We start from the raw sequence: 24,951 nt of genomic DNA on the forward strand, positions 1-24,951 counted from the left end.
ATCCCATTCCCGGCGGAATAGGGTATAAAGAAGCCGTCGCGTCATCCCAGAGAGTGGAGTAGGGCCAATGAAATCTTGCCTCATCGTTGACGACTCGCGGGTCGTCCGTATGGTGGCCAAGAAGATTCTGCAGGAACTCGGTTTCGAGACCTCAGAGGCGGAAGACGGCAGAAAGGCTATGGAAGCCTGCCAGAAGGCGATGCCGGATGTGATCCTGCTCGATTGGAACATGCCCGTTATGAACGGGATCGAATTCCTGCGTGAATTGCGGGCTGCCCCGGGTGGGGACGGGCCGAAAGTGGTGTTCTGCACGACCGAAAACGACTTGGCCCATATTATGGAAGCCATGGGGTCGGGGGCGGATGAGTACATCATGAAGCCGTTCGATGCCGAAATCATTGAAAGCAAGTTCAGCCAGGTAGGTATTCTTTGATGATTTCCGGCACAAATAGCCGTCCTTTGGGGGGTGCCGGATCTGAGGAAGCGCCGAAAGGAAGCGACGGCGTCATCCGCGTGATGCTGGTCGATGACAGTGCCGTTATTCGCGGCCTGTTTACCCGCGCGCTGGAAGCCGACCCGGAATTGCAGGTTGTTGCCTCGGTCGGCGATGGCAAGATGGCGCTCAACGCGCTGAAGCGCCAAAAGGTCGATGTCATCATTCTCGACATCGAAATGCCGGTGATGGATGGGTTAACGGCGCTGCCGCTCTTGCAGGAAATCGCGCCAAGCGTGCCGATCATCATGGCTTCGACCCTGACCCGCAAGAATGCCGAGGTCAGCCTGCGCGCCCTGCGGAGTGGCGCCAAAGATTATGTGACGAAGCCGTCCACCACCTCCGAACTAACCTCGGCCCAGGCGTTTCGCGAGGAATTGATCGCCAAGATCAAGGCCCTTGCCGGTCCCGCGCGGTCCCCGCGTCAGGAGATGCCGGGTATCCCGCGGCGCTTTACGAATTCCGACGGGACGCAAACGGCGGGCGAGCGGACCTCGATGGTTCGCGTCAACCGCAGCGGGCCGATCACCCTGCGACCGCAGACCAATGAAACGCCGGATGTGATCGCCATCGGCTCCTCGACCGGCGGGCCGCAGGCGCTGTTCGCTGTGTTGGGCAATCTGCCGAAGACCTTGCGGCAGCCGATCCTGATTACCCAGCATATGCCGGCGACGTTTACGACCATTCTGGCCGAACATCTGGCGCGCGTGACGGAGCGCCCCTGCACTGAAGCGCGCGATGGCGAGCCGGTTCAAGCGGGGCATATCTATGTCGCGCCCGGCGACTTCCACATGACGGTGGAGGTGAGCAACGGCCAGAAGGTGCTGCGGGTGCAGAAAACCCCGCCCGAAAACTTCTGCCGTCCGGCGGTCGATCCAATGCTGCGCAGCCTGTCGGCGGCCTATGGCCGCAAGCTGCTGGTCATCATTCTGACCGGGATGGGGCAAGACGGTATGCTCGGCGCACAAGTCGTCGTGCAGAACGGCGGCATGGTCATCGGTCAGGACGAGGCGAGCAGCGTCGTCTGGGGGATGCCGGGCGCCGTGGCCCACGCCGGGGTTTGCAGTGCTATTCTGCCGTTGCCGGACATTGGTCCTTTTATCCACAAAATCGCCCTGAGGTCGGTCGCATGAAACCGGACGAGTTCGAGTTCATCAGTCGAACGGTTCGCCAGCGTTCCGGCCTGGTGTTGACCGAAGATAAAGCCTATCTGGTCGAAAGCCGTCTGCTGCCCGTTGCCCGCAAATATGGGCACAAGTCCGTTGATGACTTTGTGACGGCGGTGCATCGCGGGCCGGAAGAAGCGAAGTTGCGCGCCATCACCGAGGCGATGACGACCAACGAGACGCTATTTTTCCGCGATACGAAGCCGTTCGATCAGTTCAAGCGCGTCGTTTTACCGACGCTGCTGGACGCACGGGCAACGCGGAAGACCATTCGTATTTGGTGCGCCGCCTGCTCGTCGGGGCAGGAACCCTATTCCTTGGCGATGATCCTTAAGGAAGAAGGGCCAAAGCTGGCGGGGTGGCGGTTCGAGATCGTCGCGACCGATATCAGCGCCGAAATGCTCGACCGGGCAAGGGCAGGGGTATACACCCAGTTTGAAGTTCAGCGCGGCCTACCGATCCAGTACCTGATGAAATATTTCAAGCAGGTCGAAGATAAGTGGCAGTTATCCAACGATATTAAGTCGATGGTCGATTACCGCGAGTTTAATCTCCTGTCCGACCCGCGCGGGTTTGGGCAGTTCGATATTGTCTTCTGCCGCAACGTGCTGATCTATTTCGATCAACCGACGAAGACGGAAGTGCTAAGCCGTCTGCGCACGATCATGCCGGACGATGGGGTTCTTTACCTGGGCGGGGCTGAAACCGTGCTGGGCATTACCGATAAGTTCGAACCGCTGCCGAATGAACGTGGTCTTTATCGCTGCGTTGCAAAACAAGGCGCAAGTTTCGCCGCCCATTAGTCGGGTCAATACTTGCACGCGTCATTGCCGGGCCGTCCCTGACGGCCCGGTTTATTTTTGTCTTTCTCGGCTTGCGACCTCATGTCGCGCATGCAGAACGCCCGCCGTTTACTATTGTTTAAATTCGGAGCGCAGAGGCCGAACGGCCCAGGGGAAGATCCTGTCGATCTACCGACGATCCGGGGGGAAACGGGGTGGAGAATGACAGATCAAGAGCATGATCTGCGCACGGCTTTCGCGCAGGTTGCGACCCTATCCGGTAGTCTTGGGATCGAGATTACCGACATTAGCGCCAATATCGATCAGGTTGCCACGCAGGTTCGGCAGGATGCGGAAATTTGCCAAGATTTCCGGCGGATGTTTGCCAATCTCACCGACCGCAATCGCGCCGTTTCCACCGCAAGCCTGAAAGCGCACGAGCAGGCGGCAGCGGCCCGGCGCAATATGGTGGAATCCCGCCAGACCATCGATCAGTCTTTGGCCGAAATCCGCGCCTTGGCCGAATCGGTGACGGCCATCGAAGGCCAACTGCCCGGCCTGTCGGACGCGCTCAGCCGGATCAGTAAGGTCGCTGCCGGGATCAACGCGATTGCCCGCCAAACCAACCTATTGGCCCTCAACGCGACCATCGAAGCGGCGCGCGCTGGGGAAGCCGGGCGGGGGTTTGCCGTGGTGGCGGGGGAGGTGAAGGCCCTCGCGCGGCAAACGTCGGACGCGACCGCCGAAATCGACGTGACCCTGCAAGATCTGGCCGCCCAAACCCGGCAATTGATCCAGCGTTCGACCGAAGGGGTGCAGCGGGCGGCAGCGGTGCAGGGCGGCACCCAGGCTATCGGTTCCGTCTTATCGAGCCTCGATACCAGCATGGTGCAGATTGCCGAGGATGCGGGCGGGATCGCCGAAGCCGCGCGAGAGATCGACGGCCACTATGATACGCTGACCCGCAAGGTCGAGGGCATGACCGGCGGGATTGGCGAATCGGCGCGGGCGTTGGAGGCGGCGGAGGACCGGTTGCACGCCCTGCGTGATTATTCACAGGAATTGATGAAGCTGACGGCACTGAGCGGCGTCGCGACGGTTGATACGCCTTTCATCGAAACGGCAGTCGCCTATGCGGCGCGCACGTCGGAGATTCTGTCGGCAGCGGTGGATCGGGGCGAAATCAGCCTGTCGGATCTGTTCGATGAGCGCTACGAACTGGTGCCAAACACCAATCCGCCCCAGCATCTGGCGCGGCATACGGCGCTGATCGAACGGCTGCTGCCGGGGCTGATGGAAGAGGGGCTACGCTCGTATACCGACGCCGTCTATTGCATTCCCACCGACCGGAATGGCTATCTGGCGGTTCACAATAAGGCCTATTCGCAGCCGCAGGGACAGGATCCGGTGTGGAATATGGCCCATTGCCGGAACCGGCGAATTTTTAACGACCGGGTGGGGCTGGCGTCGGGGCGGAATACCGACCGGTTTCTGTTGCAAACCTATCGCCGCGATCTGGGCGGCGGCAGCTTTGTGCTGATCAAGGAAGCCTCCGCGCCGATTACCGTCAAGGGACGGCACTGGGGCGGGGTTCGCTTCGGCTATAAGGCGCAGTCCCGATAAACGGCAGATAAAAAAACGCCGCCCAACCCCAAAGGGTAGGGCGGCGTTTAGGCCGCTTGGGAGAGGTTAAAGTTCTGCATAAAGCCGTTGCGTCTCCGCTGATAGGGTTTTGGCGGCTTCCACCGCGCGCATGATGTTGGTAATGCCGTCTTCGATAACGTGAATACCGCCTTCGATATCGCACACCGCCCCGGCGGTGCCTTGCATGTTCATCGAAATATCGCGGGTCACATTGGTCTGCTGCTCGATGGCCCCGGCAACCCCGGTCACGCTGCCCTGAACATCCTGCATCGCCGAACGAATCTGACTAAGCGACGCGGCGACATTACCGGAAATACCCTGAACGCCGAGAATCTCGCGGGAGATATTGTCGGTCGCCTCCGAAACCTGCTTGGCGAGGTTCTTCACCTCGCTGGCGACTACGGCAAAGCCCCGCCCGGCATCGCCCGCCCGTGCCGATTCGATCGTCGCATTCAGGGCGAGCAGATTGATATTGGCAGCGATATGCTGAATGAACTCGATGACGCTCGACATGGACCCTGCGGCCTGGCTCAGCCGTCCGGCATTGGTTTCGGCCAGAATCACTTGCTCCAGCGCCGAATCGGCCGACATTTTCGAATGCACGACGTTGCTGGAGACTTCCGAGATCGAGTGGGTCATCTCCTCGGCACTGGCGGCCACGGTCTGCACGCTGGCGGAGGTTTGGGTAGTTGCGCCCGCCACATTGGTGGTCTGATGCCGGATATCGCCGACCGACGCGACGATACGCGCGAGGTTGGTATCGATATCGGCGTTGACCTTCTCCACTTCCTTACGGCGGTTGACCTGCCGGGTAATGTCGGTGGCATATTTCACCACTTTGAACGGGCGCCCGCGCGGATCGAAGATCGGGTTATAGGAGGCCTGAATCCACACTTTCCGCCCGCCTTTACCCAGGCGGCAATATTCATCGGCCAGGAACTGACCGCTGCGCAGCTTCGCCCAGAAGGCCAGATACTCGGACGAGGCCGCGTAGGCGGGATCGACGAACATGCGGTGGTGCTGGCCCTGGATCTCCTCCAGGCGATAGCCCAGGGCCGACAGGAAGTTTTCATTCGCGGTGATGATCGTGCCATCGAGGTTGAACTCGATCACCGCTTGTGCCTTCCCGATGGCCTGAAGTTGGCCCTGATAATCCGCGCTACGCAGTTTTTGGTCGGTAACATCGGTCGCGAATTTGATCACGCGCACGGGTTTGCCGTGCCGGTCAAGAACCGGGTTATAGCAGGCCTGGATCCAGATTTCCCGACCACCGCGGGCAATGCGCATAAATTCGCCGCGCTGGAACTGGCCAGCCCGCAGGCTATCCCAGAATTGGCGATAGGCCGGGCTTTGGTCTTCCGCCGGTTCAACAAACAGTCGGTGATGCTGGCCCTGGATTTCTGCTAGTCGATAGCCTGTTAATCGCAAGAAATTCTCATTAGCATTCTGGATATGGCCGTCCATCGAAAAATCAATCACCGCTTGTGATTGATTCAAGGCCTCCAGGATTGCGCTTTCTTCGCCTATTCTGAGAAATTGTGCCAAATTCAACATCAATCGATCCTCCCCCAGAAGTGTCTTCATGTGCCGAGACCTGTCTTCCATATCGACGCTATGGGAGGGCTGCTAACAATATCCTAACGATATTTATCATTTTAGGTAATTAATAAACCAATTCTTGGAACGTCAGAATATCTCCCAATCGTATCGTTTGCGCTCCGAAAGGGACAGAAGCGTCTCCATATTTCCCTATGCCGATACCGCAGAAACTCTGGATTCGAGATATTACAAACCTGCGAGCAAAAAGTGGCTTTGACTGCAATTGTATGTATGCAAATATAAAATAATATTTCTTTTAAAGTAAAATAATTAAAATAAAAAATCTCAATAGCTGTAAAAAATCCGGTTAAAACTGGATGTGCGACATATTGTCGCATATCCAGTTTCTGATCTTCTGAAGTCTGACCGTCAGAAAAACCCACCCAGCCAGGATTGGCCGGGCAGGGTGCGATCAACCGACCGCCTTGAGTTCTGCATAAAGGTCGAGACTGGTGTGGGATAAGTCCTTCGCGGCTTCTACCGCGCCCAGAATTCGGCGAATGCTGCCGTCGATATCGGTCACCGCCGCCGCGGTAGTTTGCATATTCATCGAAATATCGCGGGTGACGGCGGTTTGTTCTTCCATCGCGCTGGCAACACCGGTAACGCCGTCCTGAACCGAAATCATCGCGCTGGTAATCTCGGTTAGGGTTTCGGAGACCCCGGTTGAAATCGCCTGAACCTCGGCGATTTCGTGGGCGATGGTATCGGTGGCTTGGGATACTTGCTGGGCGAGGTTTTTCACCTCGCTGGCGACGACCGTAAAGCCTTTGCCGGCCTCGCCCGCGCGCGCAGCCTCGATAGTGGCGTTCAAGGCCAGAAGGTTGATGTTCGCGGCAATATCCTGAATGAAGCGGATCACCCCGGTCATCGCGTCCGCCGCCGCGGCCAGCCGGGCGGCCTTTTCGCCAACGCTGGTCACGCTCGACATGGCGCCATCGACGGCGCCTTTCGAGCGGATGATATTGCTCGAGACTTCGGCGATGGAGATCGAGAGTTCTTCGGTCGCGGACGCGACCGTCTGCACCCCGCTTGATGTTTGCGTTGTCGCCCCGGTGACCAGCGTCGTCTGCTGGGTGATATCGCCGATCGACTGAACGATACTGCCGAGATTGCGATCAACTTGCGCGCCGACAACCTCGGTCTTCTGCCGTTTCAGCACCTGATCGGTGATATCGGTGGCATATTTCACCACTTTGAACGGGCGGCCCTTGGGGTCGAGGATCGGGTTATAGGTGGCCTGAATCCAGACCTCCCGCCCGCCTTTGCCGATGCGCTTAAACTCCGCCGCGAAATATTCACCCTGCCGCAGCCGGTCCCAAAAGGCGCGATAGTCGCTGGTCTGCTCGTAGGTAGGATCGACGAAGAGGCTGTGCGATTTGCCGAGGATTTCGTCCAACCGATAGCCCATCGCGGCCAAAAAATTATCGTTTGCCTGAAGAACCGTCCCCGCGAGATCGAACTCGATCACCGCTTGCAACCGGCGGATGGCCTGAAGCTGGCCTTCGTAATCGGCAAGGCGCAGGCGCTGCTCGGTTACATCGGTCGCGATTTTGACGATTTTGATCGGTTGGCCGTGGCGGTCCAGCACGGGGTTATAGGTCGCCTGTAACCAAACTTCGCGCCCGTCGCGGGTTGTGCGCAGATATTCGCCGCGGTGAAAGCGGCCCTGTTGCAACGTGTCCCAGAACGCCCGATAGTCCGCCGTCTCGGCATCGGCACTGGGAACAAACATACGGTGATGCTTGCCTTTAATCTCCTCAAGACGATAGCCCATCGTCTTTAAAAAATTCCCATTCGCCGACAGAATTATCCCATCCGGGCTAAATTCAATCATGGCTTGGGAGCGACTAAAGGCCAAAACGGTGGCTTGCGATGAGCTGGCCCATAGTCGTGTTAGAAAGGTTAACATGGGCTATCTCCGTTATCGACCCAATTGAATGCGCTTGTATGAATGGGTCCTGCTTAAAAAGATTCTAAAGCTGTCGAACCATTTTTCAAGATTGGGGGAAACCGATATACTGCGTGTTATACACGTAAAATATGGCGATGCTGTGATCATGGTGAATTTCCCGCGTTGATTTCGGCTGGCGCCGGGTGGTTAGCAACGCGAACACGGGAACGCGCCCCACGTATTCCCTCAGCCCCGGGAGCGACCCGAAGCATGGTGTGAGGTATCCTATTTCGTGGGCCACCCGACTAAGCGGGTCACCCCGTGTTCTGCGACGCTAATGCGTTTGTGACGTTGCTACACGCCACGGCAGGACTATGCCCCAAAGACTTGTGCTTCGCCACAGCTTTCCAAACTCTTTAGGGTGCGGGATGCTGGCAGTCTTCTTTTAGATCAGAAGCGACAGAAAACGCACTATGAAGTTTTCAGTCTTGCTGATAAAAATCTAATGTCACAGAAATTCGGATTCGAAGCGGGATAGGTAAGGAATTTTATTTATAAAAGTCCGACAATTAAACCAAAAATCAGCCGTTATCCGCAATCTTCGATCCGAAGATTATTTTATTTAAGGTTGAATAAAAGAAAAATCCTGCACTCTTGGCGCGTTCTCTTGCGGGGCACAAACGAAAACGCCCCGCAGGGCGGGGCGTTCGCTGGGAGATGACGCGGGGCTGGTTAGCTGGCCGGAACCGCCACGCAGGCGCTTTTCTGGCGGGTCAGAGCTTGGCAGGCGTCGCGGGCTTCCTTTTCCGTCAGACCGGCAATGCGGGCGCGGAAGACCTTAGCGCCTTTACCGTCCTTCCCTTCGGCGACGGACACCGACCCGCCCGAGAGGGCATGGCGTGCGCTGGCCGCTGCGGTTTCTGCCGCCTTATGGGCATTGGCATTGGTGCTGAAGGCGCCGACTTGCACCGCCCAAGTGCCGCGCGCTTTGGTCGGGGCGGGCAGGGGGGCGGGTTTCGCGGCGACCGGCTTCGCCGTTGCGGCAGGCGGCGGCGCTGCGATTACCGGTGCGGCGGCGCGACCGAGCGTTGCCGAGACCGGCGTGATCGTGGCCCCACCAACCGGCCGGGCCGGAACGCGGGTGCTGACCGGGGTGATCGCGGGCTTCGTATCCTCGGCAATCGCGACCTGGGTGCGCTTCGGCGCATAGTCCGGTGCGGCGGCGGTGAGCGTCCCTGCAAAGCCGGCGTCGAGCAGCTTTGCCATCAGTTGATCGCGCTGGCCCGGGCTGGTGCCGCCGAAGACCGCGCCGACCAACCGGCGCCCATCGCGCTTGGCGGAAGCAACCAGATTGAAGCCCGAGGCGCGGATGAAGCCGGTCTTAATCCCGTCCATCCCATCGTACACATTCATCAGGCGGTTGTGGTTCGGATGCACACGGCCCTGGTAGGTGAAAGCGCGGGTGGAGAAGAGCTGATAGAAATCCGGGAAATCGCGGATCAGCGCCCGGCCCAGCACCGCCATATCGCGCGCGGTGGTGATCTGCGCATCATTGGGTAGGCCAGAGGCATTGATAAACAGCGTGGCATTCATCCCCAGGCGGCGGGCGCGCTGGGTCATCTGCCGGGCGAAAGCGGGTTCGGACCCGGCGAGATTTTCCGCCAGCGTCACGGCGGCATCATTGGCGGATTTGGTGACGAGGCCCAACACCGCATCGCGCACCGGAATGGTCGCACCGGGGCGCAGGCCCAGCTTGGTCGGGTCTTGTTCGGAGGCGAATTGGCTGACCAGCAGCTTCTGATCCATCGACAGGCGGCCCTGTTGCAGCGCCTCGAAGGTCATATACAGCGTCATCATCTTGGTCAGCGATGCCGGATGGCGCGGTTCGTCGGCATTCTGGCTATAAAGCGTTGCGCCCGTGCTATAGTCCATGATCAGCGAGGCCGTGCGGTCCGGCGCGGCCTGGGCCGCCCCCGCAACCACCCCGGCCAGAGCGATGCCCGAAAGCGCGCGCGCGATGTGGCGACCAAAGGACCATCGGGTTTGCCGCTGCTGGACTGGAGTGTTCGCCATCGGGGGTCTTCCGCTCTTCGTCTAAAGGGTGGCAGGACTGTATCAAGCGTCTTAGCATCTGTCCATAACCAATTGACTTTATTGATTCTCTGCTAGGTATGTCGGTCTTACCGCTTTGTTTCCGGCCCGTTCTGGGTTTGTCTTACGTGCTGCGGTGCGCAATTTTCGTTTTCAGGTGCAAACGAACTTGGGCGAAATTCGTTTCGCATACGGCTGAATGCGGCGGCTTTGCTGGGAAAAATCTTTGTGTGCGCTGCACAAAAAGGCTTGACGGACGGCTAAGCTCTGGGCATTCTTTAGGCATCGGCGGCGCGCGGTATGCCAGTCTGACGGATGTGTGACATATCCAGGGTCAGGCGGGGCAGCCCGAGGTCGCTGGACCCGTAACCCCGTGAGGACCGAACGATGACTGCACCCCGCAAACCTGCGGCTCCCCGCCGTTCACCCGCGCGCCCCGTTGCCCTGCCGGAAGCGGCGGCCCCGGTGCCGGTTGCGGAGCCTGCCGTAAGCGAAGGTGCTGTGAGTGAGCCGGTTGTGGTGCTCGCGACCGTCGAACCGGTTGCCGAGGCTCCGGCCCCGTTCGTCCCGCGTTTTTTCTCTTTCATTCAAGGATCGACCCCAATGACCAATGTTGAACAGACCTTCGCGACCGCCAAAGAGCAGTTCGAAAAATTCTCGCAGCGCTTCCTCGGCGGTTTCGGCGGCTACGGCGATCTCGCCAGCGTTGGCCGGGAAAACATCGAAGCCTTCGTGAAGGCCTCGACCATTTGGGCGAAGGGCACCGAAGAAATCGGCAAGTCGGTCGCCGCGCTGACCCAGGCGCAGGTCGAAGCCTCGCTGGCCACCACCAAGGCGCTGTTCGGCGTGACGAACTTCAAGCAGGCGCTGGAAATCCAGAACGAAGCCGCCAAGACCAGCCTCGATAAGCTGATGGCCGAAGGCAATAAGATCACCGAACTGTCGATGAAGGTCGCCAACGAAGCGATCGAACCGATCCAGGCGCGCGTGACCGTTGCCGTCGAAAAGATCCTGAAGCCCGCCGCCTAAGGGTTAGGGCGCCCGCCCCAAGCGCCAGCGCGTCAAACGCATAGGGCGAGGGAGAAACTTCTGAAAGAAGTTTCAAGCCGCCATTGCGGCGGCGGCCAAGGGCGCGGACGCGCCCGCCCGGCGAGGGCTGATAAAAAAACATCCCGGTGGGGGCGACCCTGCCGGGATTTTTTATGTCTTCCTGCGGCACCCCGCCGCAGCAAAACTTTACGCAGCCGGAAACTTCGCTATGCTGCCCCCATGAGCAGCACCAGTTTTTCCATCGCCCAGCTTACCGCCGAATTCGACATCACGCCGCGCGCGATCCGCTTTTACGAGGACCGCGGCCTGATCACCCCCGGGCGCAACGGCAACCGCCGGGTCTATTCCCCGCGCGACCGGGTGCGGCTCAAGCTCATTCTGCGCGGCAAGCGCCTCGGTCTCTCGCTGGAAGAAATCCGCGAGATTATCGATATGTACGATACCGAACAGGATAGCGGCCAAGCCCAGCGCGCCCAGCTTGATCTGCTGCTCGATAAAATCCGCAAACGCCGACAAACCCTGATGGCGCAAAAGCAGGATATCGACGTGCTGCTGGATTTTATGGACCGGGTGGAAGTGGAATGCACGGAGGCCTTGATTGCGCTCGGCGATGGTGGCAAGCTGGCTGTAAAGTGACGCGCGCGTAAAGTTATGGTGGCCGAACCGCCAAACTGATCGTATAAAATCCGCCGCGTCCCCTGGGGAAGGAAATGACGATGGCGGAAACTTTCGCGCTTACCCGCACCAGCGACCCGGCGGTGCTCGCCCATCTTGAAGCGGTGCTGGCCAGCCAAAGTTTTTCCCAAGCGATGGGGCTTGGCATCCTGTGGGCGACGCGCGGCGACTGCGCGCTGACGCTGCCCGCCCGGCCCGACCTAACCCAGCAAGATGGGTTCTTCCACGGCGGCGCCGTTGCCGCCTTTGTCGATGTCGCGGGCGGGTATGCCGCCTGGTCCATCGCGCCGCCCGGCCATAATGTGCTGACGGTCGAATATAAGACCAATTTCCTCAAACCCGCCGTCGGGCGCCGCTTGATCGGCCACGGGCGGGTGAAGCGGGGCGGCAAGTCCCTGATCGTCACCGAAATCGACATTTACGGCGAAACCGACGCGGCCGGTACGACCGGTGCGGGCCTATCGCTCTGCGCCACCGCGCTGCAAACCCTGATGCAACTGCCCCCTGCGGCCTGACCCGATCCAAGAGGTTTCCCCATGCGGAATGATTTCCCCTCGCTGAACTTCGACCTGGGCGAAGATCTCGATATGCTCCGCGCCTCCGTGCGCAGCTTCGCCGCCGACCGCATCGCCCCGCTGGCCGCCGAAACGGACGCGAAGAACGAATTCCCCAACCACCTGTGGCGGGAAATGGGCGATCTCGGCATCCTCGGCGTGACCGTGCCGGAAGAATACGGCGGCGCGGGCATGGGCTACCTCGCCCATGCCGTGGTGATGGAAGAAGTCAGCCGTGCCTCGGCCTCCATCGGTCTGTCCTACGGCGCCCACTCCAACCTCTGCGTCAATCAGTTGAAGCTGAACGGCACGGATGCACAAAAGCGCCGCTACCTGCCGAAACTGATCTCCGGCGAACACGTCGGCGCGCTCGCCATGTCCGAACCCGGCTCCGGCTCCGATGTCGTGTCGATGCGCCTGCGCGCCGACAAAAAGGGCGACCGCTACGTCCTCAACGGCAATAAAATGTGGATCACCAACGGGCCGGACGCCGATACCCTGGTGGTCTACGCGAAAACCGATCTCGACGCCGGGCCGCGCGGCATCACCGCGTTTATTATCGAGAAAGGCTTCAAAGGCTTCCGCACCGCCCAAAAGCTCGACAAGCTCGGCATGCGCGGCTCCAATACCTGCGAACTGGTGTTTGAAGACTGCGAAGTCCCGGAAGAAAACGTGCTGAACGCCGTCGGGCGCGGCGTGAATGTGCTGATGAGCGGCCTCGATTTCGAGCGCGTCGTCCTTGCCGCCGGTCCCATCGGCATTATGCAAGCCTGCCTCGACGTGGTGATCCCCTATGTGCACGACCGCAAGCAGTTCGGCCAGCCCATCGGCACCTTCCAACTGATGCAGGGCAAACTCGCCGATATGTACGTCACGCTCAACGCGGCGAAAGCCTATGTCTACGCCGTCGCCAAAGCCTGCGACCGCAACGAAGTTACCCGCAAAGACGCTGCCGGCTGCATCCTCTACGCCGCCGAAAAAGCCACCTGGATGGCGCTGGAAGCCATCCAATGCCTCGGCGGCAACGGCTACATCAACGAATACCCGACCGGCCGCTTGCTGCGCGACGCGAAACTCTACGAAATCGGCGCAGGCACCAGCGAAATCCGCCGCTGGCTCATTGGGCGGGAATTGTTCGCGGAGACGAAGTAACGCGGGCACGCCGGGGCTGTTTCGCGGGGCGCTGCCCCGCACCCCGCCAGGGGGAGGCCTCCCCCTGGACCGGGTTGCGTTTACGAACTGCTGGGGACAAAAAATGGTAGAACCAGAGTATGAGAGTCTTGAAAAATTAGAATCGTACCCAAGGCCCCCTTATTCTGTCTGTGCTGGTGAGGTGCCAGTTCTTGTGCATTATACTGGTCTTAACTCTGTCTTTGGAATAGTGGATAAAAAGAAGCTTTGGGCTTCTCATATTTCATACATGAATGACCCAAATGATGGCTATGAGCTGTATAATTTTGTCCTGTATCACATTCGGCGCAGATTACTATTATCAAGATTTTCGGAAAAAATTTCTGTCATAGATTTTATCTTTAGCACAGATAATTTTATCAGGGTTGAGGAGTTTTCTGATCTAAATCGCCTGTTAAGCGATATAGATCACGAGGAATTTTTATTTGATTTATACGTTTCTATGCTATCGCATAGACAAATGCGTAATTATTTTTCCAATAAAGATTTGAGTTTTTATATTTTTTCTTTTTCCAAATTTAAGGAAGACATTTCGATCGATCCTTGGCGATCTTATGCAAAGGATGCTAAGGGGTTTCGACTGGAATTTGATTTCGATAAACTTAAAAAATCAATCCTATCAAGTTTTTTAATAAATGATGAGAAGGATTTTGTTAATTTTTATGAGTGTGAATACTGGCCGTTTTCCAAATTCGCGGATGGTGCAAATGAGATTATTGATGGTTTTCTCAATATATTTAACGTTGAGAAGTTTAGAGTCGATAAATTAAATATTTATTATAGACTTATGGTTGCGGTAGAAAATTTATCATTGATAATAAAGAGTAATAGTTATGAGTCTGAATGCGAAGTAAGACTCCTTATTCGCAGGAAAGGGAAAAAGGATGTTTGTTATCGACCTGGAGAGAGCTTGATAATACCTTATGTGGAGTGCGATTTCGGTATTGAAGCTCTCCGCCGTGTTGTCTGCGGCCCAAGAACGCCGTCGAGAGCAAACTACTCTATTATTAATTTTCTTTCTTCTTGTTCTGGTGGCCATGTCGATGTGAGACGATCTCCCGTGAGTTATGTTGGCCCATACTAAAGTCTGGAAGGGAAAAATGACCGATCCTATCGTTATCGTCTCCGCCGCCCGCACGCCGCTCGGTGGGTTCCAGGGGGAGCTTCAGTCTCTCACCGCGCCGAAGCTCGGGGCGGTGGCGATTGCTGCGGCGCTGGCGCGGGCCGGGCTGGCCGCCGACCAGGTGGACGAAGTCTTTATGGGCAACGTCCTTCCGGCAGGGCTGGGGCAGGCCCCGGCGCGGCAGGCGGCGCTTGGGGCCGGGCTGCCGGAGGCGGTGCCCTGCACGACCATTTCCAAAGTCTGCGGGTCCGGCATGAAGGCGGTGATGCTGGCGCATGATGCGCTGCTCGCCGGGTCCGTGACCAGCGTGCTGGCGGGCGGTATGGAGAGCATGAGCCTCGCGCCCTATCTGCTGGACCGGGCGCGCGGCGGCTATCGCCTCGGCCACGGGCGCACCATCGACCATATGTTCTTCGATGGGTTGGAGGATGCCTATAGCACCGACGCGGGCGGGAACCGCCGCCTGATGGGCACGTTTGCCGAAGATACGGCGGAAGCCTATCAGTTCACCCGCGAGGTGCAGGATGGCTTCGCGCTCACCTCCCTCGCCCGGTCGCAAAAGGCGCAGGCCGACGGGGCGTTCGACGCCGAAATCGCCCCCGTGACCGTCAAGGGCCGGGGCGGCGATGTGTCGATTGCCGCCGACGAACAGCCGAAGACCGCCAAGCCCGATAAAATCCCGACACTGAAACCCGCCTTCCGCAAAGACGGCACGGTGACGGCGGCGAACTCCTCTTCCATCTCCGACGGCGCGGCGGCGCTGCTGCTGATGCGCCGCTCGGAAGCCGAGGCGCGCGGGCTGCCGATCCGGGCGATTGTGCGCGGGCACGCCGGGCACGCCCAGGCCCCGGCCTGGTTCACCACCGCCCCGGTCGGCGCGATGCAAAAGTTGCTGGCGAAACTGGACTGGTCGGCCAAGGACGTCGATCTTTACGAGATCAACGAAGCCTTCGCCGTGGTGGCGCTGGCGGCGATGAAAGACCTCGATCTGCCCGCCGATAAGGTGAATATCCACGGCGGCGCCTGCGCCTTGGGCCATCCTATCGGCGCGTCCGGCGCGCGGATTCTGGTCACGCTGCTGCACGCGCTGGAGCGGTATGATTTGAAGCACGGCATCGCCTCCCTCTGCATTGGCGGCGGGGAAGCGACCGCCGTCGCCCTCGAACGGGCGGCGTAAATGGCGGGGGTTCTGCCGCGTCTCGCCAGCTATCAGGCGGTTTACGACGCATTCCGCTGGTCGATCCCGGCGCGCTTCAACATCGGCGTGGCCGTCGCCGATGCCCATGTTGCCGCCGGGGATGGGCTGGCGCTGCTGGAGGTCGCGGCAGATGGGGATGTGCGCGAGTGGCGGTTTTCCGATCTACTGCGCGCCGCGTCCCGCCTCGGCAATGTGTTGGAGGCGGGCGGCATCGGGCGTGGGGAGCGGGTGGGCGTGCTGCTGGCGCAATCGCCGGAAACGGCCATCGCCCATATCGCCGCCTACCGCCACGGGGCAATTGCCGTGCCTTTGTTCGGCCTGTTCGGGCCAGAGGCGCTGGAATTCCGCCTGGGCAATTGCGCGGCATCGGCCCTGATCACCGACCGCGCGGGGTATGAGAAGATCGCGCCCCTCCGCGCGCAGCTTCCGGCGCTGAAGCTCATTCTGGTCACCGATTGGGGCAGCGGCGCAACGCCGCCCGGTGTGCTGGATTGGGCGGCGGCGCTCGGCGCGGCGGCGGATACGCGCGCGGCGGTCGATACCGCCGCCGACGATCCTGCCGTCATCATCTATACCTCCGGCACCACCGGCCAGCCGAAGGGGGCGCTGCATGCGCATCGGGTGCTGCTCGGCCATCTGCCGGGGGTGGAGATGCCGCATCATTTCTTCCCGGAAGCGGGGGACCGCTTCTGGACCCCCGCCGATTGGGCCTGGATCGGCGGGCTGTTCGATGTGCTGCTGCCGTCGCTCTATCACGGCATCCCCGTGGTCGCGCACCGCATGAGCAAGTTCGACCCCGATGCCGCCTTCGCCTTCATCACCCGCCACGGCATCCGCAATCTCTTCCTGCCGCCCACGGCGCTGAAACTGATGCGGACCTCCACCGCGACGGCGCGTAGCGTTCGTTCCATCGGCAGCGGCGGCGAAAGCCTAGGCGGGGAGTTGCTGGACTGGGGCCGCGCCGCCTTCGGCGTGACGATCAACGAGTTTTACGGCCAGACCGAATGCAACCTCGTCGTCGGCAATGATGATCGCCTGTTCCCGGTGAAGCCCGGCGCGACCGGGCGGGCCTTCCCCGGCCATCGCGTCGCGGTGATCGGGCCGGACGGGCAGGCGCTTCCCCCCGGCACGCCCGGCACCATCGCGGTTCATCGGCCCGACCCGGTGATGTTCCTCGGCTATTGGAACAATCCGCAGGCGACCGCCGCTAAGTTCATCGGCGATTGGCTGCTGACCGGCGATCAAGGCGCCATCGACGAAGAAGGCTATATCCATTTCGTCGGGCGCGATGATGATGTCATCACCTCCGGCGGCTACCGCATCGGCCCCGGCGAGATCGAAGACTGCCTGCTGAAGCACCCCGCCGTCTCCCTGGTGGCGGTGGTCGGCAAGCCCGATCCGGTGCGCACCGAAATCGTCAAAGCCTTCATCGTGCTGAAACCCGGCGTCGCCGAAACCCCCGCGCTGACCGCCGAGTTGCAAGACTTCGTGCGCCAGCGCCTCGCCGCCCACGAATACCCGCGCGAAATTGCCTTCGTCCCCGATCTGCCGATGACGGCAACGGGTAAGATCATCCGCAAAGACCTGCGGGCGCGGGGCTAAGATGCAGGCGCAAAGGCTCCGCCTCTGCACTCCGCTTAAGGGCCAATTGGCCCTTAAGAATCCTATTTTTTATCAAAGAGATTGCGGAAACGGGGGGCTATCTGTCCCGTCTTTTCCGAAGAAAACGGGATTCTCAAGGGGCAAGCCCCTTGAGTGGGGGCCCTGCGCGTTTGACGCGCAAAGCGCGTCGGGGTGGGCAGCGCCCCCTCGTACCGGCTACGCCGCCCGGATATTGCCGATGAAGCGGTTGACCGCATCGGCGAGGCTGCGGGTTTCTTTGCCGAGTTTGACGGCGGCGGCGAGGACGGAATGGGCGCTGCCGCCGGTTTCCGATGCGCCGCGCGCCACATCGGCCATATGGCCCGCGACTTCCTGGGTGCCGGTGACGACGCCGGCGATGGTGCGGGCGATTTCGCTGGTGGCGGCGCCCTGTTCCTGGACGGCGCCGGCGATACCGGTAGAGATGGCGTCCATATCGCGGATGGTCTGGCCGATGGTATCGATGGCATCGGCGGCGGCCATGGTTTCGGATTGGATGACGCCGACCTTCTGGGTGATGGTTTCCGTTGCGGTGGCGGTTTGCGCCGCGAGGTTTTTGACTTCGGTGGCGACGACGGCAAAGCCCTTACCCGCTTCCCCGGCGCGCGCGGCTTCGATGGTGGCGTTCAGCGCCAGCAGATTGGTTTGTGCCGCGATTTCGGCAATCAAGCGCAGCACGTCGCCGATGTCGCCCGCCGCAGCGGTTAACCCCTGCACGGTGCCGCGTGTATCGTCGGCTTGGTTGACGGCCTTTTGCGCCAGTTCCGCCGATTGGCGCACCCGCCGGGCGATTTCTTCCGACGAGGTGGCAAGCTCGGTCGCGGCGGCGGCGACGGTCTGGATGTCGCCCGCGATTTGTTCCGTCGCGCCGGTGACGGAGGTGGCGCGGACGCTGGCGCCGTCGGCAATCCGGCTCATCGAGGTTGCGATTTTCTCCAAGTCCGACGCTTCGGTGGAGACGGTGCCGACAATGGCCGACACGCTGGCTTCCAGCTCGTTCGACAGGCGGGCCATCAGCGCGCGCCGCTCAGCCTCCGCCCGCTCGCGGCTCGCCGTTTGCTCGGCGCGCAACTGTTCGACGGCGCGGGCATTATCGCGGAAAACCACCAGCGCCGCCGCCATTTCACCAATCTCGCCGCTCGCCCCTTGGGCTGGGATGTCGATCTTCGTGTCGCCGGTCGCCAGCACCCGCATCGCCCCGCCCATGCGCCGCAGCGGATGGGTGATGGAGCGCGATAGGATCAGCACCGCCCCGGCGATAACGACGGCCAGCACGCCCACGGCCAGCAGCGTGCCGCCTGCGCCGATGCGCACGGTGGTTTCCAGCGGCGCCTCGATCTCGGCATGGGCCTTTTCGAGCTGCTTCACCAGCCCGGCCAGTTTTTCCGGGTTGGTTTCGCTGCGGGCTTGCGTTGCCAGCTTCAGCATGTCGGCGCAGCGGTCGCGCGCGGCGGAGGTGCCGATGATTTGCATCGCCAACCGTTCGACCGGCGTGTTGAGATCCAGGCAGCGTTCAGCCGCCGCTGCGATCTCGGCAATGGCCTGGGTTAGCCCGGCGCCCTTGTCGGTACTAACCGCCGCCGTGACCACGTTCAAGGCGCGCAACTGGCGCGTGTGCAGCCGGTGGTATTCGGCGGCCTTATTCAGTTCCACGACCCCGGCAATAGCTGCCAGGGCGAGAAGCACGACACCAGCGAGAATCAAGGTGAGTTTACGGGCAATGGTCATACCAGTTCCCCAAGCGAGTAAGATGGGACCGAGTGTAGCAGGTCCGACCGGCAGAACAAACGAGAGGGAGGGGTGAGAATGTCGCCGATACGGACAACCATAGAGACTAAATCCGCCATTTATCAAGAAAACCAAGCCGTCATGCTCGCCCTGGTCGCCGACCTGAAGGCCAAGGTGGCGCTTCTGGCGGAAGGCGGTGGCGAGGCGGCCCGGGCAAAACACGTGGCGCGCGGCAAACTGCTGCCGCGCGACCGGATCCGCACCTTGCTGGATGTCGGCGCGCCGTTCCTTGAGCTAAGTCAATTCGCTGCATTTGATATGTATAATGGAGACGTGCCCTGCGCCGGGATCATTACCGGCATCGGGCGTGTTTCGGGGCGGGAATGTTTGATCGTCGCCAATGATGCAACGGTGAAAGGCGGTACCTATTATCCCGTCACCGTGCGGAAACATTTGCGCGCACAGGCCATCGCCCAGGAAAATAATTTACCCTGTATTTATCTAGTCGATAGCGGCGGCGCGAATTTGCCCAATCAGGATGAGGTTTTTCCGGATAAGGAGCATTTTGGCCGCATCTTCTTTAATCAGGCCACTATGTCGGCGCGCGGTATTCCGCAGATCGCCGTTGTCATGGGCTCCTGCACGGCGGGCGGCGCCTATGTTCCGGCGATGGCGGACGAGAGCATTATCGTGCGCAATCAGGGCACCATCTTCCTCGGCGGCCCGCCCCTCGTGAAAGCCGCGACGGGCGAAGTGGTGACGGCGGAAGATTTGGGCGGGGCCGATGTCCATACCCGCATTTCCGGCGTCGCCGATCATCTGGCGGAAAATGACGCCCACGCCCTCGGCATTGCCCGGTCTATCGTCGGCAACCTCAACCGCCCGAAGCCGATGCCGCTGGACCTGCGCCCGCCGCGCGACCCGCTGTACGATCCGCGCGAAATCTACGGGATCGTCTCGTCGGACCTGCGCAAACCCTATGACGTGCGCGAGATCATCGCCCGCATCGTCGATGGGTCGGAGTTCGACGAGTTCAAAGCGAACTATGGCACCACGCTGGTCACCGGCTTTGCCCATATCTGGGGCTATCCCGTCGGCATTGTCGCCAATAATGGCATTCTGTTCGGCGAGAGCGCGCAGAAGGGCGCGCATTTCGTCGAACTCTGCGGCCAGCGCGGCATTCCGCTGGTCTTCTTGCAAAACATCACCGGCTTCATGGTCGGCAAGAAGTACGAACACGGCGGCATCGCTAAAGACGGCGCCAAAATGGTGACGGCGGTCTCCTGCGTCTCCGTGCCGAAGCTGACCGTGATCATCGGCAATAGCTTCGGCGCCGGGAACTACGGCATGTGCGGGCGCGCCTTCGATCCGCGTTTCCTGTGGATGTGGCCGAACGCCCGCATCTCCGTGATGGGCGGGGAGCAGGCGGCGAACGTGCTGGCCCAGGTCCGCCGCGACGGGATGGAGGCCAAAGGCCAAAGCTGGAGTACCGAGGAAGAAGCCGCCTTCAAGGCGCCGATCCACGCCCAATACGAAAAGCAGGGCCATCCCTATTATTCCTCCGCGCGCCTGTGGGACGATGGCATCATCGACCCCGCCGATACGCGCATGGTCCTGGGCCTCGGCCTGTCGGCGGCGCTGAACGCGCCGGTGCCGGAAAGCCGCTTCGGCGTCTTCCGCATGTAAGGGGGCAGAAATGAGCAACCTTCTGATCGAGCAAAAGGGCGCGGTCGCCTGCCTAACCCTGAACCGTCCCGAGATCCATAATGCGTTCGACGAACATCTGATCGCGACGCTGACGGCGGCGGTGGCGGCGGCCAGTGCCGATCCCTCGGTGCGGATCATTCTTCTCTCCGGGGCAGGCAAGAGCTTTTCCGCCGGGGGTGATCTTAATTGGATGCGCCGCATGGCCGCCTATAGCCCGGACGAAAACCTTGCCGATGCGCAGGGGCTCGCCAAGCTGATGCGGACCATCGACGAAAGCCCGAAGCCGGTGATCGCCCGCGTTCACGGCGCCGCCTATGCCGGGGGGCTGGGGCTGGTCGCCTGCGCCGATATCGCCATCGGCGTGCCGGAAGCGCAGTTCGCGATTACCGAGGTAAAACTGGGGCTGATCCCCGCCGTCATCTCCCCCTATCTCGTCCGAGCGATGGGCGTGCGCGAGGCCCGGCGCTGGTGCCTGACGGCGCAACGCTTCTCCGCCACCGAAGCCCACCGGTTGGGCCTGCTGCACGCGGTCGTTCCGGCAGAGACGCTGGATGCGGTGGTCGATGCCGAAATCGAAGCCCTGCTGGCCGCCGCGCCGGAGGCTTTGGCCGACACCAAGCGCCTGCTGAAAGCCGTGGATCAGCCGCTGACCGATGCGGTGATTGCCGATACCGCCCAGCGCATCGCCACCCGCCGCGCCAGTGCCGAAGCCCGCGAAGGGCTGGCCGCCTTTTTCGATAAACGCCCGCCCCATTGGGCAGGGGAGTCCCGTTCATGACCCGCCACATCAAAACCCTGCTGATCGCCAATCGCGGCGAAATCGCCTGCCGCATTATCCGCACCGCCCGCCGCCTCGGCATTCGCACCGTCGCGGTCTATTCCGACGCCGACGCGGGCGCGGCCCATGTCGCAGCATCCGATGTCGCCGTCCGCCTCGGTTCGGCCCCGGCGCGCGAAAGTTATCTGAAGGCCGAATTGCTGCTGGAGGTGGCGAAGGCCACCGGGGCCGATGCCGTGCATCCGGGCTATGGTTTCCTGTCGGAAAACGCCGGGTTCGCCGAAGCCTGCGCCGCCGCGGGCGTGATCTTCGTCGGCCCGCCGCCGTCGGCCATTGCCGCGATGGGGTCGAAAAGCGCCGCGAAAGCGCTGATGGAAAAGGCCAATGTGCCGCTGGTCCCCGGCTATCACGGCGACCGCCAGGAAGCGGACTTCTTGGCGAAAGAGGCGGATCGCATCGGCTTCCCGCTGCTCATCAAAGCCTCGGCGGGCGGTGGCGGCAAGGGCATGAAGATCGTCCGCGACGCGGGCGAATTCGAAAGCCAGCTTGCCTCGGCCAAACGCGAGGCGCTGGCCAGCTTCGGCGACGATCATGTGCTGATCGAACGTTATCTGACCAAGCCCCGGCACATCGAAGTGCAGATCTTCTTCGATAGCCAGGGCAATGGCGTTTATCTGCACGAGCGGGATTGCTCCATCCAGCGCCGCCATCAGAAAGTGGTCGAAGAAGCGCCCGCACCGGGCATGACGGCGGAGCGCCGCGCCGCGATGGGCAAGGCCGCCGTCGAAGCCGCCCGCGCCGTCGGCTATGTCGGTGCCGGAACGGTGGAGTTTATTGCCGAGGGCGATGATTTCTTCTTCATGGAGATGAACACCCGCCTGCAGGTGGAGCATCCGGTGACGGAGGCGATTACTCAGCAGGATCTGGTCGAATGGCAGTTGCGCGTTGCTGAAGGCCACCCGCTGCCGCTTGCGCAAGAAAACATCCCGCTGGTCGGCCATGCGGTCGAAGTACGCCTGTATGCCGAAGACCCGCTGAAAGAGTTTCTGCCCCAGGTCGGCACGCTTTCCCAGGCCCGGTTCGGGGCAGGGGAGGGGGTGCGCATCGATACCGGCGTGCGCTCCGGCGATACGATTTCGATCTATTACGATCCGATGATCGCCAAGGTCATCGCTTATGGCCCGGATCGCGCGACGGCGACGCAACGGCTCATTGCAGCGTTGAAGGATACGGTCATCACCGGCCTTACCACCAACCGCGCGTTTCTGATCGATATTCTGGCGCACCCGGATTTCGCCAACGCCGATCTCGATACCGGCTTCATCGAACGCAACCGTGCGGTATTGCTACCACCCCCGACCCCTGCGTGTGAAACCGAGCTTGGCTTGGCCGCGCTTGCTGCTCTGCTGCGGACCAGCGCCGCCGCCCTGGCCGCGCAACGCCAGACCAAGGATCCCCATAGCCCCTGGGCACTCACCACCGGGTGGCGGCTGAACCGCGATGCTTGGAACGATCTGACCCTGCAGGAGGGGGAGGCGAGCGTCACCCTCCGCGCCCATTATCGCGGCGATGGTTTCCAGATCGATCTGCCGTCAGGCGCGCTGCCGGCCCGCGGCACCCTGACCAATCTTCCCGAGGGCGGCGCTGTGCTTCAGGCCGTACTGGGGGAAAAGACCCTCTCTGCCCTGGTCTTTGATGCGCCGGATGGGCTGTGGCTGCACCTCAACGGCACCACCCGCCGGTTTGCCCTGATCGACCCGCGCCGCGCCGCCGATACCGGTCAAGCCCAGGGCGGGCGGCTGACGGCGCCGATGCCCGGCAAGATCATCGCGATTGCCGTTGCCGTCGGCGATACGGTGGCGGCGGGCGATGTGTTGATGGTGGTGGAGGCAATGAAGATGGAACATTCCATCCGCGCGCCAAAAGCCGGGACCATCGCCGCCATTAAATTCGCTGTTGGCGATCTTGTTGATGACGGCGTCGACCTGCTGACGCTCGAAGAGGGAGTTCCGGCATGAGGGATGTGACCATCGTCGACGTCGGCCCGCGCGACGGGTTGCAGAACGAAGCCACCCCGGTCCCGACCGCCGACAAAGTCGCGCTCATTACCGCGCTGGCTGGGGCAGGGGTGCCGGTGATCGAAGCGGGTAGTTTCGTCTCGCCGAAATGGGTGCCCCAGATGGCCGATAGCGCGGCGGTGCTCGCGGGCCTGCCGCCCTTGCCGGGGGTGCGCCTGCCGGTGCTGGTTCCCAATCTCAAGGGGTTGGAGGCGGCGCAGGCGGCGGGCGTTCAGGAAATCGCCGTTTTCGGGGCGGCGTCGGAAGCCTTCTCCCAGCGCAACATCAATTGCTCCATCGCTGAAAGTTTGGAGCGCTTCCGCCCGGTTGCGGCGGCGGCGCTGGCTGCCGGGATCAAGGTGCGCGGCTATGTCTCCTGCGTGCTCGGTTGCCCCTATCAGGGGGATGTGCCGGTGGCTGAGGTAGTGCGCGTCTCCGAAGCGCTCTCGGCGATGGGGTGCTACGAGATTTCTCTCGGCGACACCATCGGCGTCGGCACGGCGGGCGCGGCGCGGGCTGTGGTGAAAACCGTCGCCGCCTCCCTTGGCGTCGGGCGGGTTGCGGTCCATTTCCACGATACCTACGGGCAGGCGCTCGCCAATATCCTCGCTGCGCTGGAGGAAGGGGTGCGAACCGTCGATAGTTCCGTGGCGGGCCTCGGCGGTTGTCCTTACGCCAAAGGGGCGTCGGGCAATGTGGCGACGGAGGATGTTGTGTATCTCTTGAATGGTTTGGGCCTCTCGACAGGCATTGATCTCGATGCCTTGGCCGCCGTGGGGTGGCAGATTTCCAGTGTGCTTGGGCGCAAGCCCGCGTCGAAAGTCGGTCTGGCGCTCGCGGCGAAGGCGGCATGAGCCTCAACATCATTCGCCTCTGCGTTGGCTGCGAGAGTATCGAGGATCTGCGCGACTGGCAGGAAACGCATAACGAAGCGCCCGATTATCCCGGCTGCGTCTTCACCATGACGACCATGTACCCCAAGCGTGCCGAGGAGATTATCGGCCAAGGTTCGCTCTATTGGGTGATCAAGGGCAAGATCGCGGTGCGGCAGCCAATCGTTGCGATCGACCGCACCTTGGGGCCGGAGGGGGAGCAGCGCACCCGCCTCGTCCTCAAAGCCGAATGGATCGAAACCGTGCCGACGCCGACGCGCCCGTTCCAGGGTTGGCGCTATTTCGATAGCGAAAAAGCCCCGCCCGACCTCGGTGGGGCGGGCGGCGCCGATATGCCGCCGGAGATGGCGGCGGAACTGCGCAGCCTGGGGCTTCTCTAAGCGCCTGGTTTCTCGGAGATTTCTCCGCTCGGGATCGCGCCCGGGCGGGGTATGTGACGGATTGTTAGGAGTGGCGTGACAGATTTTTTAAAAAAGCGCTTGCGCGTTTTTGGGGCCAGGGCTATAACGCGGCTCCCGACGACGAGCGGCGCGGCGCTAAAGCGCTGATGCAGCAGCGAAATCGGGATGGAGCCGGAAGGTTCCGGGTTCTTTGACATTGTTGATTTATGGGAAGGGATATGGAGTTGGTGGCCTGTTGGCTGCTGGTTCTTGGTCTCTTGAGAGAGAGAGTTTAGGGTCAGTTTTA

At 61.2% G+C, this 24,951-nt stretch carries 21 protein-coding genes; 16 read left to right on the forward strand and 5 right to left on the reverse strand.

Annotation, left to right across the window (positions count from 1 at the left end):
* The first annotated feature begins 67 nt into the window (after positions 1–67).
* The 4 genes from CHR90_RS04980 to CHR90_RS04995 all read left to right on the forward strand — a co-directional run bounded on the left by CHR90_RS04980 (position 68) and on the right by CHR90_RS04995 (position 4,064).
* Entirely contained in the window at positions 68–433 is a 366-nt protein-coding gene (locus tag CHR90_RS04980; protein WP_094407889.1) for a response regulator, read from the forward strand.
* Complete coding sequence (locus CHR90_RS04985) at positions 433–1,626, forward strand: protein-glutamate methylesterase/protein-glutamine glutaminase (RefSeq protein ID WP_373283955.1); 1,194 nt, start codon at positions 433–435, stop codon at positions 1,624–1,626. The genes CHR90_RS04980 and CHR90_RS04985 overlap by 1 nt, the downstream gene beginning before the upstream one ends.
* Positions 1,623–2,462, forward strand: coding sequence for a CheR family methyltransferase (locus CHR90_RS04990; RefSeq protein WP_094407890.1), 840 nt, complete (start codon positions 1,623–1,625; stop codon positions 2,460–2,462). Before CHR90_RS04985 ends, CHR90_RS04990 begins: the two co-directional genes overlap by 4 nt.
* A 201-nt stretch (positions 2,463–2,663) precedes the next feature.
* A complete protein-coding gene (locus tag CHR90_RS04995) occupies positions 2,664–4,064 on the forward strand; it encodes a methyl-accepting chemotaxis protein (protein ID WP_170941293.1) in 1,401 nt (466 codons plus the stop codon).
* A 66-nt stretch (positions 4,065–4,130) separates the two neighbouring features.
* On the opposite strand, the gene CHR90_RS05000 is transcribed toward CHR90_RS04995, so the two are convergent.
* The 3 genes from CHR90_RS05000 to CHR90_RS05010 form a co-directional block, all read right to left on the reverse strand.
* On the reverse strand, positions 4,131–5,690 hold the full coding sequence (locus CHR90_RS05000) for a methyl-accepting chemotaxis protein (RefSeq protein ID WP_308421791.1): 1,560 nt from the start codon (positions 5,688–5,690) through the stop codon (positions 4,131–4,133).
* A 406-nt stretch (positions 5,691–6,096) separates the two neighbouring features.
* A complete protein-coding gene (locus CHR90_RS05005; protein ID WP_094407892.1) occupies positions 6,097–7,596 on the reverse strand; it encodes a methyl-accepting chemotaxis protein in 1,500 nt (499 codons plus the stop codon).
* A 714-nt stretch (positions 7,597–8,310) separates the two neighbouring features.
* Complete coding sequence (locus CHR90_RS05010; protein ID WP_094407893.1) at positions 8,311–9,651, reverse strand: D-alanyl-D-alanine carboxypeptidase family protein; 1,341 nt, start codon at positions 9,649–9,651, stop codon at positions 8,311–8,313.
* A 405-nt stretch (positions 9,652–10,056) separates the two neighbouring features.
* Between CHR90_RS05010 and CHR90_RS05015 the strand changes: the two genes are divergently transcribed.
* The 7 genes from CHR90_RS05015 to CHR90_RS05045 all read left to right on the forward strand — a co-directional run bounded on the left by CHR90_RS05015 (position 10,057) and on the right by CHR90_RS05045 (position 17,062).
* Positions 10,057–10,698, forward strand: a complete 642-nt coding sequence (locus tag CHR90_RS05015; RefSeq protein WP_094407894.1) for a phasin family protein — start codon at positions 10,057–10,059, stop codon at positions 10,696–10,698.
* Positions 10,699–10,938: 240 nt separating this feature from the next.
* Positions 10,939–11,355: a MerR family transcriptional regulator gene (locus CHR90_RS05020; protein WP_094407895.1), complete on the forward strand. Its 417-nt coding sequence runs from the start codon at positions 10,939–10,941 to the stop codon at positions 11,353–11,355.
* Between the two features lie 80 nt (positions 11,356–11,435).
* The gene (locus CHR90_RS05025) at positions 11,436–11,909 is read left to right on the forward strand and encodes a PaaI family thioesterase (protein WP_170941294.1); all 474 of its coding nucleotides are present in this window, start codon (positions 11,436–11,438) and stop codon (positions 11,907–11,909) included.
* A gap of 21 nt (positions 11,910–11,930) precedes the next feature.
* A complete protein-coding gene (locus CHR90_RS05030; protein WP_094407897.1) occupies positions 11,931–13,100 on the forward strand; it encodes an isovaleryl-CoA dehydrogenase in 1,170 nt (389 codons plus the stop codon).
* A gap of 103 nt (positions 13,101–13,203) precedes the next feature.
* Positions 13,204–14,223: a DUF2971 domain-containing protein gene (locus CHR90_RS05035; RefSeq protein ID WP_094407898.1), complete on the forward strand. Its 1,020-nt coding sequence runs from the start codon at positions 13,204–13,206 to the stop codon at positions 14,221–14,223.
* Between the two features lie 16 nt (positions 14,224–14,239).
* On the forward strand, positions 14,240–15,439 hold the full coding sequence (locus tag CHR90_RS05040; RefSeq protein WP_094407899.1) for an acetyl-CoA C-acyltransferase: 1,200 nt from the start codon (positions 14,240–14,242) through the stop codon (positions 15,437–15,439).
* Positions 15,440–17,062 carry an acyl-CoA synthetase gene (locus CHR90_RS05045; RefSeq protein WP_094407900.1) on the forward strand — a complete coding sequence of 541 codons (1,623 nt, stop codon included), beginning with the start codon at positions 15,440–15,442 and terminating at the stop codon, positions 17,060–17,062.
* Between the two features lie 216 nt (positions 17,063–17,278).
* On the opposite strand, the gene CHR90_RS05050 is transcribed toward CHR90_RS05045, so the two are convergent.
* The gene (locus tag CHR90_RS05050; RefSeq protein ID WP_094407901.1) at positions 17,279–18,829 is read right to left on the reverse strand and encodes a methyl-accepting chemotaxis protein; all 1,551 of its coding nucleotides are present in this window, start codon (positions 18,827–18,829) and stop codon (positions 17,279–17,281) included.
* Positions 18,830–18,970: 141 nt separating this feature from the next.
* On the opposite strand from CHR90_RS05050, the gene CHR90_RS05055 reads away from it, so the two are divergent.
* From CHR90_RS05055 to CHR90_RS05075, 5 genes are read left to right on the forward strand one after another with little or no spacing between them, the layout of a single operon-like run.
* Complete coding sequence (locus CHR90_RS05055) at positions 18,971–20,515, forward strand: carboxyl transferase domain-containing protein (protein WP_373283956.1); 1,545 nt, start codon at positions 18,971–18,973, stop codon at positions 20,513–20,515.
* Positions 20,516–20,525: 10 nt separating this feature from the next.
* Entirely contained in the window at positions 20,526–21,314 is a 789-nt protein-coding gene (locus tag CHR90_RS05060) for an enoyl-CoA hydratase/isomerase family protein (protein WP_094407903.1), read from the forward strand.
* Complete coding sequence (locus CHR90_RS05065) at positions 21,311–23,332, forward strand: acetyl/propionyl/methylcrotonyl-CoA carboxylase subunit alpha (RefSeq protein ID WP_094407904.1); 2,022 nt, start codon at positions 21,311–21,313, stop codon at positions 23,330–23,332. Before CHR90_RS05060 ends, CHR90_RS05065 begins: the two co-directional genes overlap by 4 nt.
* A complete protein-coding gene (locus tag CHR90_RS05070; protein ID WP_094407905.1) occupies positions 23,329–24,225 on the forward strand; it encodes a hydroxymethylglutaryl-CoA lyase in 897 nt (298 codons plus the stop codon). Before CHR90_RS05065 ends, CHR90_RS05070 begins: the two co-directional genes overlap by 4 nt.
* Positions 24,222–24,644, forward strand: a complete 423-nt coding sequence (locus CHR90_RS05075) for a DUF1489 family protein (protein WP_094407906.1) — start codon at positions 24,222–24,224, stop codon at positions 24,642–24,644. The genes CHR90_RS05070 and CHR90_RS05075 overlap by 4 nt, the downstream gene beginning before the upstream one ends.
* Here the strand turns inward: CHR90_RS05075 and CHR90_RS19510 are convergent.
* Positions 24,641–24,951: hypothetical protein (locus tag CHR90_RS19510; RefSeq protein WP_212668614.1), on the reverse strand; the 311-nt coding region annotated here is incomplete at its 5' end. The two genes, CHR90_RS05075 and CHR90_RS19510, sit on opposite strands and share 4 nt — an antisense overlap.

This window comes from Elstera cyanobacteriorum (assembly GCF_002251735.1).
Classification (GTDB): Bacteria; Pseudomonadota; Alphaproteobacteria; order Elsterales; family Elsteraceae; genus Elstera; species Elstera cyanobacteriorum.

Excerpts from the sequence above, each read along its gene's own strand:
- CHR90_RS04980 (WP_094407889.1), top strand. The coding sequence starts at position 68 with ATGAAATCTTGCCTCATCGTTGACGACTCGCGGGTCGTCCGTATGGTG.
- CHR90_RS04985 (WP_373283955.1), top strand. The coding sequence starts at position 433 with ATGATTTCCGGCACAAATAGCCGTCCTTTGGGGGGTGCCGGATCTGAG.
- CHR90_RS04990 (WP_094407890.1), top strand. The coding sequence starts at position 1,623 with ATGAAACCGGACGAGTTCGAGTTCATCAGTCGAACGGTTCGCCAGCGT.
- CHR90_RS04995 (WP_170941293.1), top strand. The coding sequence starts at position 2,664 with ATGACAGATCAAGAGCATGATCTGCGCACGGCTTTCGCGCAGGTTGCG.
- CHR90_RS05000 (WP_308421791.1), bottom strand. The coding sequence starts at position 5,690 with ATGGAAGACAGGTCTCGGCACATGAAGACACTTCTGGGGGAGGATCGA.
- CHR90_RS05005 (WP_094407892.1), bottom strand. The coding sequence starts at position 7,596 with ATGTTAACCTTTCTAACACGACTATGGGCCAGCTCATCGCAAGCCACC.
- CHR90_RS05010 (WP_094407893.1), bottom strand. The coding sequence starts at position 9,651 with ATGGCGAACACTCCAGTCCAGCAGCGGCAAACCCGATGGTCCTTTGGT.
- CHR90_RS05015 (WP_094407894.1), top strand. The coding sequence starts at position 10,057 with ATGACTGCACCCCGCAAACCTGCGGCTCCCCGCCGTTCACCCGCGCGC.
- CHR90_RS05020 (WP_094407895.1), top strand. The coding sequence starts at position 10,939 with ATGAGCAGCACCAGTTTTTCCATCGCCCAGCTTACCGCCGAATTCGAC.
- CHR90_RS05025 (WP_170941294.1), top strand. The coding sequence starts at position 11,436 with ATGGCGGAAACTTTCGCGCTTACCCGCACCAGCGACCCGGCGGTGCTC.
- CHR90_RS05030 (WP_094407897.1), top strand. The coding sequence starts at position 11,931 with ATGCGGAATGATTTCCCCTCGCTGAACTTCGACCTGGGCGAAGATCTC.
- CHR90_RS05035 (WP_094407898.1), top strand. The coding sequence starts at position 13,204 with ATGGTAGAACCAGAGTATGAGAGTCTTGAAAAATTAGAATCGTACCCA.
- CHR90_RS05040 (WP_094407899.1), top strand. The coding sequence starts at position 14,240 with ATGACCGATCCTATCGTTATCGTCTCCGCCGCCCGCACGCCGCTCGGT.
- CHR90_RS05045 (WP_094407900.1), top strand. The coding sequence starts at position 15,440 with ATGGCGGGGGTTCTGCCGCGTCTCGCCAGCTATCAGGCGGTTTACGAC.
- CHR90_RS05050 (WP_094407901.1), bottom strand. The coding sequence starts at position 18,829 with ATGACCATTGCCCGTAAACTCACCTTGATTCTCGCTGGTGTCGTGCTT.
- CHR90_RS05055 (WP_373283956.1), top strand. The coding sequence starts at position 18,971 with ATGCTCGCCCTGGTCGCCGACCTGAAGGCCAAGGTGGCGCTTCTGGCG.
- CHR90_RS05060 (WP_094407903.1), top strand. The coding sequence starts at position 20,526 with ATGAGCAACCTTCTGATCGAGCAAAAGGGCGCGGTCGCCTGCCTAACC.
- CHR90_RS05065 (WP_094407904.1), top strand. The coding sequence starts at position 21,311 with ATGACCCGCCACATCAAAACCCTGCTGATCGCCAATCGCGGCGAAATC.
- CHR90_RS05070 (WP_094407905.1), top strand. The coding sequence starts at position 23,329 with ATGAGGGATGTGACCATCGTCGACGTCGGCCCGCGCGACGGGTTGCAG.
- CHR90_RS05075 (WP_094407906.1), top strand. The coding sequence starts at position 24,222 with ATGAGCCTCAACATCATTCGCCTCTGCGTTGGCTGCGAGAGTATCGAG.